The organism is Verrucomicrobiia bacterium (assembly GCA_035629335.1).
Taxonomy (GTDB): domain Bacteria; phylum Patescibacteriota; class Saccharimonadia; order Saccharimonadales; family Saccharimonadaceae; genus DASUUR01.
The window spans coordinates 543,910-556,205 of sequence record DASPIB010000001.1; the positions used below are offsets into that span (position 1 = coordinate 543,910).

General features: G+C 48.7%; 10 protein-coding genes. 6 read left to right on the forward strand and 4 right to left on the reverse strand.

Annotated features, from left to right (window positions below; all coding sequences use genetic code 11):
• Positions 1 to 13 precede the first annotated feature (13 nt).
• From recR to cysS, 3 genes are read left to right on the forward strand one after another with little or no spacing between them, the layout of a single operon-like run.
• Positions 14 to 631, forward strand: coding sequence for a recombination mediator RecR (recR, locus tag VD907_03060; protein HYG83830.1), 618 nt, complete (start codon positions 14 to 16; stop codon positions 629 to 631).
• The gene (locus VD907_03065) at positions 628 to 1,641 is read left to right on the forward strand and encodes a DHH family phosphoesterase (GenBank protein ID HYG83831.1); all 1,014 of its coding nucleotides are present in this window, start codon (positions 628 to 630) and stop codon (positions 1,639 to 1,641) included. Before recR ends, VD907_03065 begins: the two co-directional genes overlap by 4 nt.
• Positions 1,625 to 3,112, forward strand: a complete 1,488-nt coding sequence (gene cysS / locus VD907_03070; protein ID HYG83832.1) for a cysteine--tRNA ligase — start codon at positions 1,625 to 1,627, stop codon at positions 3,110 to 3,112. The genes VD907_03065 and cysS overlap by 17 nt, the downstream gene beginning before the upstream one ends.
• Positions 3,113 to 3,232: 120 nt before the next feature.
• Here cysS and VD907_03075 read toward each other — a convergent pair whose 3' ends face one another.
• A complete protein-coding gene (locus VD907_03075; GenBank protein HYG83833.1) occupies positions 3,233 to 4,339 on the reverse strand; it encodes an AI-2E family transporter in 1,107 nt (368 codons plus the stop codon).
• Between the two features lie 90 nt (positions 4,340 to 4,429).
• A complete protein-coding gene (locus VD907_03080) occupies positions 4,430 to 4,564 on the reverse strand; it encodes a hypothetical protein (protein HYG83834.1) in 135 nt (44 codons plus the stop codon).
• 37 nt (positions 4,565 to 4,601) lie between these two features.
• Here VD907_03080 and VD907_03085 point away from each other — a divergent pair, with 37 nt between their 5' ends.
• Positions 4,602 to 6,296 (forward strand): FAD-binding oxidoreductase, encoded by a 1,695-nt coding sequence (locus tag VD907_03085; GenBank protein HYG83835.1) that lies wholly within the window; start codon positions 4,602 to 4,604, stop codon positions 6,294 to 6,296.
• A gap of 29 nt (positions 6,297 to 6,325) precedes the next feature.
• On the opposite strand, the gene VD907_03090 is transcribed toward VD907_03085, so the two are convergent.
• Positions 6,326 to 6,919 (reverse strand): NAD(P)H-dependent oxidoreductase, encoded by a 594-nt coding sequence (locus tag VD907_03090; GenBank protein ID HYG83836.1) that lies wholly within the window; start codon positions 6,917 to 6,919, stop codon positions 6,326 to 6,328.
• Positions 6,920 to 6,975: 56 nt separating this feature from the next.
• Between VD907_03090 and VD907_03095 the strand changes: the two genes are divergently transcribed.
• Positions 6,976 to 7,290: a helix-turn-helix domain-containing protein gene (locus tag VD907_03095; GenBank protein HYG83837.1), complete on the forward strand. Its 315-nt coding sequence runs from the start codon at positions 6,976 to 6,978 to the stop codon at positions 7,288 to 7,290.
• 80 nt (positions 7,291 to 7,370) lie between these two features.
• Complete coding sequence (locus VD907_03100) at positions 7,371 to 9,890, forward strand: cation-transporting P-type ATPase (GenBank protein HYG83838.1); 2,520 nt, start codon at positions 7,371 to 7,373, stop codon at positions 9,888 to 9,890.
• Here VD907_03100 and VD907_03105 read toward each other — a convergent pair.
• Complete coding sequence (locus VD907_03105; protein ID HYG83839.1) at positions 9,873 to 12,194, reverse strand: HAD-IC family P-type ATPase; 2,322 nt, start codon at positions 12,192 to 12,194, stop codon at positions 9,873 to 9,875. The two genes, VD907_03100 and VD907_03105, sit on opposite strands and share 18 nt — an antisense overlap.
• Positions 12,195 to 12,296 lie beyond the last annotated feature (102 nt).

Consider the following 12,296-nt stretch of genomic DNA (forward strand, 5'->3'; position numbering starts at 1 on the left):
AGAAATTTATAGAGTGGCTTCCTTTGCGCTCCCGCGTGCTTTAGTGCGGCTGATCGAAGATCTTGGCAAGTTGCCCGGAGTCGGCCCACGTACCGCTGAACGGTACGCTTATTACTTATTGCGCCGCGAGCCGCGAATCGCTAAAGACTTAGCCGACGCAATTGAAAAGCTTCATGGTAATGTCAAGCAGTGCCCAAAAACCTTTGCCCTAATTAACGCCGACGAAGCCATCTCACCGCTGTACACCGATGCGTCGCGCGATAAACAACTTGTCGCTGTGGTCGAAGAACCGCTTGACATCATTGCTATCGAACGCACCGGCCAGTACAAAGGCACCTATCACGTACTTGGTGGCGCAATTAGCCCGCTTGATGGCATTGGGCCAGAGCAGCTACACATTCCTGAACTCTTGCAGCGCTTAAACGACGATCAGGTAAAAGAGGTGATTCTGGCGACAAATGCCAGTGTCGAAGGGGAATCAACCGCTTTATTCTTGCAGCGACAGATCAACGAAAATGTTGAGCATATTACCATTTCCCGCCTTGCCCGCGGCATACCGGTTGGTATCGACCTTGAGTACGCCGATCAAATCACCCTCAGTCACGCCCTGGAAGGAAGGCGAAAATTATGAAAGACTCGTTTACTGCTGCTGTTACATTGATTGAAAAGGCGACACACATTGTTGTCGTACAAGCCGAAAATCCAGATGGCGACAGCCTTGGATCAAGCTTGGCTCTCGAAGAAATTTTAGGTGACCTTGGAAAAACCGTTAGCTTATATTGCCCGGTTGATATTCCAAAATATTTACGTTACGCACCCGGGTGGGACAGAGTGGGAATTGACTTTCCTTATAACGCTGACTTGACCATTATCGTTGATACTAGCAGTAAAACACTGCTGGAAAAAGCTTTGGCGCCAGAAAATCTCGGTCATATTACGGCCCATCCCGTGCTCGTGATTGACCACCATACCACCAAAAGTGACCTGCCTTTTGCCCATACCGCTATTACAGACGTCGCGGCTGTCGCCACAGGTGAGACTATCTACGACCTAGCTGCCAACGCCGGCTGGCACATCAACCCTCAGGCGGCCGAGCATATTGCCATGTCAATTTTGTCGGACAGCTTAGGCCTCACCACCGAAGGTACGACCGCTAAAAGTGTCATGGCAATCGCAAAAGTTATTGAGCTTGGCGCATCGATTAGCAACCTCGAAAACCGACGCCGCGAGTTCATGAAAAAGTCACCCGAGATTTTAGCCTACAAAGGTCGCTTACTCGAACGAATTGAGTATTATCTTGATGGTCAATTGGCTATCGTGCATATTCCCTGGGAAGAAATCTCGCAGTACAGCGATCAGTACAACCCAAGCATGCTCGTTATTGACGAAATGCGATTGGTCGAAGGCGTTCGGCTAGCCATTGCCATTAAAACCTACCCCGACGGCAAGCTCACCGCTAAAATTCGCGCCAATGCCGACGCCAAAGTTGCCGAAAGCGTCGCTGGCTTCTTTGGCGGTGGCGGCCACCCATACGCTGCTGGTTTTCGCGCCTACGAAGCATATGATACAATCGTGCCAGAACTGATTGGTGCCGTCGATAAAATCTTGAAAGACTACGATAGTCATGCTCATTCTGCATAATACACCGACCAAAAAAGACGAGGTTTTTAAGCCGCTCCAAAAAGAGCGTGTAACGCTGTATACCTGTGGGCCCACCGTGTATAATGCGCCGCATATCGGCAACTGGGTGGCGTATATTCGCTGGGACATCCTTGTTCGCACCCTCATTGCTAATGGTTATACCGTCGAGCGGGTTATGAACATCACCGATGTCGGCCATTTAACCGGCGAAAATGATGGCGACGCCGATCAGGGTGAAGATAAACTACAAAAAGGCGCTCGACGCGAAGGTACTACCGCTTGGGAAGTGGCCAAACGTTACACCCAAGAATTCCTTACGGGCATGCATCAGCTTAACCTTATCACGCCCAACCACATCACCAAAGCCACCGACTTCATCCCGCAACAAATTGCGCTCATCCAAACGCTCAAAGAAAAGGGCTATACTTACCAAATAGATGATGGTATCTATTTTGATACCAGTAAATTCCCACGCTACGCTGATTTTGCTAACCTGCATTTAGCAGCCTTACAAGCTGGCGCACGGGTAAGCGTTAATGAGCAAAAACGAAATGTCAGTGATTTTGCTTTATGGAAATTTAGCCCGAAGAATGAACAGCGCGACATGGAATGGGACACGCCATCTGATATTACTGATGACGGTAAGGCTAGAAAAGGTTTTCCCGGCTGGCATCTTGAATGTTCGGCGATGGCGATGGATATTTTGGGTGAAACCATCGATATCCATACTGGCGGCATTGACCATATTCCGGTACATCACACCAATGAAATCGCTCAAAGCGAAGCTGCAACCGGCAAACCATTTTCGCGCTATTGGCTGCATAATAACCACTTAAAATCGAATGGCACAAAAATAAGCAAGAGTCTGGGTAACGGCTATACGCTCGTCGATATTGCAGAGCGCGGCTTTTCACCCCTCGACTTTCGGATGTTTATTTTGCAGAGTCATTACCGATCTGAGAGTAATTTCACCTGGGAAAATCTTGAAGCTGCCAAGCGACGACTTGAACACTGGCAGAATGTCGCCCGCTTGCGCTGGCAAACCTTTGATACGCTAATTGACGACGACGAAAAAGCCACAAATGCCGCCTCGATCCACCTTATTCAAGCGAAACAAGATGTCCTGAATGCGCTCAATGACGACCTCAACACGCCGATCGCCCTACAAATTATCGATGAAGTATTCTCTGGAGTTGCCAAGCATTCACTCGCTGACACACAGCATCAGGCGCTAGTAGAATTACTTGAAATGCTAGATTCTCTGCTCGGGCTTGAACTACTTGCCAACACACCTGATATCGATGACGAGTTGAAGCAACTTATTCTCGAACGCGAACGCGCCCGCGAACATAAAGACTGGCAGCCAGCCGACGCACTGCGCGACCAGCTTACGCATCAAGGCATTACCTTAAGCGACACCCCGCACGGCGTGGTATGGTCGCATCTGCCAAAACCGGTAAGGGTAGAATAGACACTTGCCGCCCTTTTGTAAATTAACTTTATTCGTTTTACAAGTTTATTCTATTTACCGCTAGCGGCGCAGAACCTACCTGAAATTGTGAATCATAAAAACAGATTCAAAGCGACAATTTTAAGCTTTTTTATCTCGCAACCGAGCCTGGCGATTCTTTTCAAGATAGTACATCAGCAGTACCCGCAAACAGCCGGCAATCGGAATAGAAATTAACCCGCCCAAAATACCAAATAGCGACACGCCAATAGTAATCGCCGCTAAAATCATTAAAGCCGAAAGCTCAACCGTCCGCGATTGAATAGTAGGCGAAATGAAATTGTTTTCAATTTGCTGATAAACGATGAAGTAGATCAGGAAAACAATAGCCGCGCTGACACTGTTTAAGCTAATAAGTATCGCGGCAATCGCGCCACCAATCAGCGGGCCAAACAACGGAATTAACCCGCCAATAAACACAAACGCGGCAGCCGTCATGGCCAGACTTGGTGAAAAATTGAAAATTAAGCTCAAAATCAGCACTGTTATGGCCGCACTGGCAGCAGCCGTGGCCGCCACCAGCAGCTGACCGTTTACGTAACCGGTTACCACGCCGTACATACGATGCATGAGTAGCTGATGTCGCTCAAGGCGCTCTTGATCTCGGTATAATCCCCAGATTTTTGACAACCAACCCGGGCCTTCAACCAGCATGAAGAAGGTCAGAACCAAGATGATTAAGGTAGAAGTAAAGGCGTTAAACACAATACCGACGCCATTGACAAACGACCCACTGAGCGACGATGCAAAGTGCGCCGCTTGATCCTGAGCGTTCTTGAGTGCGTCGTTGTATTGGTCACGGAGGTTGTATTGATCGACAAAATTATCAATGAAAGCCGTTTGCCCACTGAGATTTTTAATAACATCGGGAACAGTTTGGATGAACTTGGCGGTTTGTTCAACCACCGGTGGCACAACCGCAAACACAAACCCAACCAAGAAAAGCACTACCGCAACATAGGCAAGAGCCGTAGCGCCGACTCGGCTTTTACCAGGTAATCGCCGCGAGATATATGATACCGGCGGATTTAAGGCGAGCGCCAAGAAGACGGCAATGCCAATCGTAAGCAGCGCTGCCCGGGCCCAATAAATTAACCCGAGAGCCAGCACAAATGCAATCACCACCAACCAAAACCGCACAAAAGTACGAGTATCAATATCTATTTTTACGTGGCGAGGTGTATTCATCGTACCTTAATAGTAGCTGGTTTATGCCTAATCTGCAATAAAATTACAGATAGCTACAATATCAATGCCACGCGCTAAGCTCATTCGAAGCTACGAGACGATAATCAGACTAATCGCGAGCAGTAGCAGCGACATCGAGGCCACCGCTGCCACCCCGAGGGCGACTTTGGTTGGCTCGTAGGTCGCTTTTGCCTTGTTTTTTTGTGTTGTTGAAGCGTTTTTCATAGCCCTTATTATACATAAACACAAGCATGATGTAAAAATGAGACGATTTCATGCTACCATAAAGCTTATGGAACAGCTACTTAAAAAACTGGAAACAATCTTTAAAGGCGAAATCGCGGTTGATCATTCAACCCGTACCACCTATAGTCACGATGCCAGTATTTTTGAATTAAAGCCTCAGGCGGTCTTATATCCGAAAGGGAGCAAAGACATCAGCGCGTTGGTGCAATTTGTAAATAAGCATAAAACTGCACACCCCGACTTATCAATTACCGCCCGTTCTGGCGGCACCGATATGTCTGGCGGGCCGTTGTCGCAATCACTTGTTATCGATATGACTCGCTATTTTTCGGCCATCAAGGAAGTAACCGGAACCACAGCCCATGTCGAACCAGGCGTGTTTTACCGCGATTTCGACCCAGTAACAATCGCTCATAACGCCCAGCTCGGCTCGGTACCGGCGAGCCGTGATATTTGCACGCTTGGCGGCATGGTGGCCAACAACTCTGGCGGCGAACGATCCTTGCAATACGGTAACACTGAAAATTTCATAACTGAACTCAAAGTTATTTTTGCTGACGGCAAGGAATACACCGTCAAACCGCTCACCAAGCCAGAATTAGTGGCTAAAATGTCACAAGGCGACTTTGAGGGCGAGCTGTATCGCAAAGTTTTTGAACTTATAGAATCCGACTACGACCGTATCACTAAAGCTCGACCGCATACCAGCAAAAATTCAATGGGCTACAATTTATGGGCGGTCTGGGACCGAGACACAGGTATCTTTGATATGACCAAACTCATTGTTGGTTCTCAGGGCACACTCGGCATCGTCACCGACATTAAGTTCAGGCTTGTACCGCGACAGCCGCATAGCGGCCTACTGGTCTGCTTTATGCGCGATACCGACCAACTTGGCGAACTCATCCCAGCCATAATGGCCCATAAACCGGCAACCTTTGAAGGCTTTGACGATATCACCTTTGAACTCGGCATCCGTTATTTCTCGAGCTTTCGTAAAAAACTTGGCACCAAAGAATTCCTACGGGTTCAGGCCAGCCTGCTTCCCGATGTTCTTAAATTTAAACATAACCTGCCGAAATTGGTGCTGATGGTTGAATTTGACGGTCCGACTCCAGGCGAAGTGCTTAAGAAAATCAAGAAGCTGCAAACTGCGTTGAAGCCATTTGACCTAGAAACTGAAATCGATAGTACCGAAGTTGAAAGTAAGAAATTCTGGCTTATCCGACGGGCGAGCTTTAACTTATTGCGGCAAAAGGTGAAGGATAAATACGCCGCGCCGTTCATTGATGACCTGGCAGTCCAGCCGCGATACTTGCCGAAATTCTTACCAGAACTTCGCAAAATTATTGCAAAATACAAACTGCCCGCCACGATCGCTGGCCATTTTGGCGATGGCAACTTTCATATCATTCCACTGATGAGCATCGAAAAGCCCAAAGAGCAAGCCAAACTAGAACCCGCCATGCGCGAAGTGATGGCACTGGTGCTTAAATATCAAGGGACGCTGGCGGGTGAACATAATGACGGCATGATACGCGGCCCGTGGCTCGCCGACATGTTTGGGAAGGAGATGATGGCTCACTTTAAAGCGGTAAAAACTATTTTCGACGACAAAAACATCTTCAATCCACACAAGAAAACCGATGCTTTATGGTCGTTTAGCATGAACCATATCCGTACTTCGGCTCAAGGCTCTTTGATTAAATAGCGATGAGCGGCAGTAAGGGCGCTCTCGCTTTAGCTGCGAGATAGCCGCGACAAATCAGTGCGAATGGCCTTTAATTTCTCGGCCCAGAAAGTGATTTCTTCTAATGCTTTGTTTAAATCGGCGTTTTGCTTGTCATCGGGCGTAAAATCACCGGCTTCATTTACTTGGGTCCAGTAGTTAGGGATAAGGACATGCTCAAATAACGCAAATAATTTTACTTGCACTGCAACACCGCGCAAATGCTCAACAGCGCGTACGCCACCAGCACTTGAGCCATAGCTCACAAACGATACTGGCTTATGATTCCATTCTTTCCAGAGATAATCGATGGCGTTTTTTAACGGTGCCGGGAATGAGTGGTTATATTCGGGCGTGACGATAATAAACCCGTCGGCCTCAGCAATTGTTTTCGCCCAGGCTTTTGTGTGTTTATTTTCGTAGCGGTCGTAGAGGGCTGGTGTTGGTTCGTCCAAAAAGGGGAGGGCAAGTTCGGCGACATCCACTACCGAGAACTCTGCTTTATTACCAAATCGAGCCTTAGCGGTTTGCAGCACCCACTCAGTTGGCTTAACGCCAAAACGCCCGGGTCGATTTGAAGCAGTAATAATTATAATATGAATCATGGCATCCTCCTCGTCATTGCTATACATTGTATAGTAATGTATAATGAAAAGCAATCATGAAAACTGTGTCCTCGGAATTACCTTGCGTGATAGCCGCCACCAAAATTTTGGGCGATAAATGGACGCCGCAACTTATCCGCCAACTGGCTAATAATGGCTCGATGCGGTTTATTTCATTGCAAAGAGCGGTGAAGGGCATTAATCCCCGGACGCTTTCGGCGCGGTTGTCATATCTTGAACATGAAGGCGTGCTGATCCGTAAAACCTACGCCGAGGTCCCGCCGCGTGTAGAATATTCCTTAACCGAAAAAGGCAAAGATCTTTGGCCAATATTAGCCCAAATGGCCGAATGGGGCGCACGACACTACTAGCTTATTAGCACCTCACCGCACCGATCGCAATATGGGCGCAAGATTTCGTAAACAGCCCCATCTCACGCTACAATAAGCATATGGATTTTTACCAAAAGCACTCTTCGGCCATTTTAGAAGAATTTAGTACTACCGAAAACGGCCTATCAGAAAAAGAAGCCGGCCGGCGCCTGGCTCATTACGGCCCGAATGTTATCGAGGTGGTGCGTAAACCTCTGTGGCGAATTATTATTGAGCCATTTGCTAATATGTTTATGGTCGTGCTGATTGTCGCGGCGGTTTTTAGTATTCTTCATGGCGCCGCACTTGATGCGGTTATTATTGGGGTTATTATGGCTATTAGCGCCGCGATTTATTATGTTCAGTACTTTTCAACCGAAAAAATTCTGCGGGATCTTCGCGATCAGTCAATCGAACAGGCCAAAGTGCTGCGTGGCGGCAAACAGCGCGCCATCAGTGCCACCGATCTTGTCATGGGTGACATTATCGTCGTCAATGAAGGACAGAAAATTCCGGCTGACGCTCGGGTGCTCTCTGCCGAGGGCGTGCGGGTAGACGAATCGTTGCTCACTGGTGAATCTGAACCGGTCAGCAAACAGCCGCAACCACTTAAGGGCCAAAAACCGGCTTACGAACAAAGTAATATTTTATTCCAGGGCTCATTTGTGGTTAGCGGTGAGGCAACAGCGGCGGTCGTCAGAACGGGTAATCAGACCGAATTCGGCCGAATCGCCGCTCTTTCAACTCGCACCGACATCGAAAGCCCGGTTCAGAAAAAAATCGATGCTCTGCTCACCCAAATTATCATAATGGTGGTCATTGTTTCGATTATCGTTTTTATTTTAAGCATGCAGCGCGGCATCGAGGTCGGCGAGGCGATACGATTTATTCTTACCCTGGCTGTTTCGGCGGTGCCAGAAGGCTTACCGGTGGCAATTACCGTTATTTTGGTCCTGGGCATGCGCCGTTTAGCGAAGCAAAAAGCTCTTATTCGGAACATGGCTGCTATTGAAACGCTTGGCGTGGTGACCACCGTAGCTACTGATAAAACCGGCACTCTGACAAAAAATATCCTCACGGTTCAAAAAACCTGGCAGTTACCGCATGCAAACGATGCGCTTAATGAAATCCTACCTTACACAGTCAATCAAACAAAAGGCCGCTTGCACGACCCGCTCGATATTGCCTTTGCTGTGCATGCAAAAAGCACGAAGCGTTCCGTGCCTGATACGCACGCTTTAGTTGCCTCGCTGCCGTTTGATCATCGTTTCGCAATGAGCGGCAATCTTTGGCAGCATGGAACAACTTTTAGTGCCTATATTAAAGGTGCGCCCGAACACATCCTGGGGAAAACGAGCCTCAACAAAACCGAAACCCAGCAGGTACTCGCGGCGCTCGAAGAATTAACCGGCGAAGGCAATCGGGTGATTGCCTTCGCAAAGCTGCAGCGCGCCACACGCCACACCACCCTCGAAACTTTACCCGATAAACTGATATTTATTGGGCTAGTAGCAGTGGCCGACGTCCTTCGCCCAGAAGCCAAACCAGCGGTACTTGCTGCGAAAGAAGCGGGTATTCAAGTACAGATGATCACTGGCGACCATGTTGAAACCGCCTATCGAATTGCCCAGCAACTCGGCATTGCCACCCATCGAAATGAAGTATTTGACAGCCGAAAATTAAATGAACTAAGCGACAAAGAACTGGTGCAGCTCGTTGGCAAAATAAATGTCTTCGCGCGGGTAGTACCAGAACAAAAATATCGGATTTTGAGCGCCCTCAAAGCCCACGGCGTACCGGCCATGACTGGTGATGGCGTCAACGATGTTCCGGCACTGGCGAATGCCAATGTTGGCATTGCTATGGGCAGTGGCTCACAAATCGCAAAAGACGCCGGCGATATGGTACTACTCGATAATAACTTCAAAAGTATCGTCAGCGCCCTAAAAGAAGGGCGGGTTATTTTTAGTAACATTCGGCGAATGCTGTTTTACCTCCTCACCACCACAACTGGTGAAATTCTGACTATGATTGGCGCGTTACTTATTGGCCTGCCGCTGCCCGTAGCGCCAGTCCAGATTTTATGGATTAACTTAGTCACCGACACCGCTTTAGTTATTCCGCTTGGGCTCGAGCCGGGCGAAAAGCACATCATGAAACAACGGCCTCGTCGTCCGGGCGCGCCTTTGCTAAACCGTTATCTTGTGAGCCGTTTACTTCTTACTGCCGCGACCATGGCGGTTGTCGCATTAATTATCTTCCAGCTCTTCATGCAATCTCATGGCGTGGCCGCCGCACAAACGTTCACCTTTACCGCACTGGTAGTAATGCAGTGGGCGAACGCCTTAAATGCTCGCCGTGAGCTACAGTCTATTTTTGGGCGGGGGGAAGCGAGCAATAAGAAGTTTTACATAGGGCTCGGCATTGCCGCGAGCTTGCAGTTGCTGGCGTTATTTGGCCCACTGCAACCGGTGCTGCACGTGGTGCAAGTACCACCATTAATGCTGTTTGTTACTAGTCTTGTTGCTGCGAGCGCTGTGATTGCTGTCAGCGAGCTACATAAATATTTTGGGCGACACCACCTAAAACTTCACGGTTAACTGTTGCCTTAGTTTTTTAGCCAAAAATAGCTGTGCGCCTATAGTCAGCGCGGTGAATAGTAGCGGCACTAGCATAAATTGCGGCATCGGGGCGGTAAAATCCAAAAAACTACGCAGCGGCTCTACAGCAAACACCACTAATGCCACCAAGAAAACACCCGCGCTATAGAGTAGCCGCATGCGATGGATATTTTTGCTCGCCGGAACAGCCAGCAGCCACGGTACCAAAAAGACCATTCCAACACCAAATAATGTGGTCATTAACACGGTAATTGTTTGGGCTTGTTGCGCAACACCTAGGGTCCCGCCTGGCAAGACATTGTGCAGCCACAGATACGTAGAAAGTATCCCTATAAAGCTGAGTGAAGCGAGCGGTAGCATAACAAACAGAGTGTGCTTCCAAAAACGGCGCGGGTCGATTCGCTTATCGGTTTCTGGCGGGAAAATTGTCCAAAGCACCGAAGGCAGGGTGACGAGAAAAATATTCATAAACGTCAAATGACGCGGCAAAAAAGGGTAGGGCAGGTGCAGTACAAGCGACGCCAAAAGCAGCAAAATGCCATAAATAATTTTATGAAAGAATAAGCTAGCAATCAGTTCGATTGCCTGCATAATTCGGTTACCGAGCCGCATACCAATCGGGAGCGACGTGAAAGCATTATTTAAAAGGATAATATCGGCTACCCGCCGCGACGCAGCTGCGCCAGCAAACATCGCCACGCTTAAGTTCGCTTGTTTAAGCGCCAAGGCATCATTAACTCCATCACCAACCATACCGACAAAACTACCTCTCGCCTGTAAAGCTTTGATGATCTGCTGCTTTTGCTCAGGCAAAACCCGAGCAAAGACGACCGTATCTTCCACAGTTTGCTGCCAAGCTGACCCTGGTAGTTTTTCTAACTCTGGGCCAGTAATAACTTTTTCAGCGCCGCTAATGCCCGCTTGTTCTGCTACTGTTTGCACCGTTTTTGGATTATCGCCGCTAATTACCCGCAGCCGCACACCGCGTTTTTGTAAAAAGCCAACTGTTTCGCGCGCGTTCTGGCGAAGAGCATTGCTTAGAACAATTAGGCCGACCGGTGCAAAATTTGCGGCTTTAAGCACGGACGACTCCCGGATCGACCCGTGAACTCGCGGCGCACGTACCAATAACATCACCCGGAGACCTTTTTCGACGCGCTGGTCTATTTCATCAGTTTGTTTTTTGGATAGCCGCAGGTTTTTGGTCACAATTTCAGGTGCGCCCATCATAATTACGCTGTTATCGGGCAGTTTCACAGCACTTAACTTTCGCTCGGACGAAAAAGCCAGTACTTCGCTTACCGGTAGCAGCTCGGCAGAACCGACAGCAGACAGCATGGCCTTGCCCGTGGCGTTATTGCCGCTGGCTTCGTGAGCCAGTGTTCGAACGTAGGCGTTTATTTGATCTTTGGTGCCAGTAAACGGCACAATTGATTCAAGTTGCATTGTATCGCTGGTGAGGGTACCGGTTTTATCCACGCATAAATCATCGAGCAGCGCCATGGCTTCTATGGCTGAAAGCTTCTGCGGTAACACCTGCTGCTGGGCGAGCTTCACCGCCCCGAAGGCCAAAAGCAGGGTACTAGCCAGCAATAAACCCTCGGGGATTACCCCAATAGTCCCAGAAGTTATCGTTTTTAAAGCAGCCACCAAGCCTAAATCTTGCGCCAGATACACCGTCAGGACTACGATCGATAAACCAATTGCGATGTACGTCAGGATTTGGATAGTCAGAGCAATTCGACGCTGCAAAGGGGTGTTTTGTGGCTCGTAACGCTTTAAGTGCGCTGTCATCGTGCCGGCGCGTGTTTCGACACCGACGGCCGTCACTTTTACTCTCGCACTGCCCGCTACGGCAACGCTACCAGCAAATACTGCATCGCCAGGCTGTTTTACTACTGTGCGGGCTTCGCCTGTCAATAAGCTCTCGTCACATTCCAGGCCATGCGATGCCACCACCGTCCCATCGGCAGGTAACTGGTCGCCGGCAATTACTTCCACCACATCACCACGACGCACCGCCTCGACCGCAACAGTTGTTTTTTGTCCATCCTTTAAAACGACGGCTTTCGGCGCAGTCAAGATTTCTAGTTTTCTTAATGCCCGCCGCGCTCGAATCTCCTGAATTATGGCTAGCGTCACATTAATTGTTATCACTACCGAGATAAACCAGGCGTCCCGCAGTTCGTTTAAAAGCAGCAGCCCTACCGCTAAAATTGCAATCGAAATAACTAAAGGATTCACCAGGTTGCGCCGCAAAATAAGCAGGTAGTCTTTTACCATGCTCTTATCATACAAGAAGCTGTGCGTAGGCCATAATAAACGCCTCTTTGCCAAACCATAGAAGCATGCTTATTGACAGATATACACATAGACTACATACTT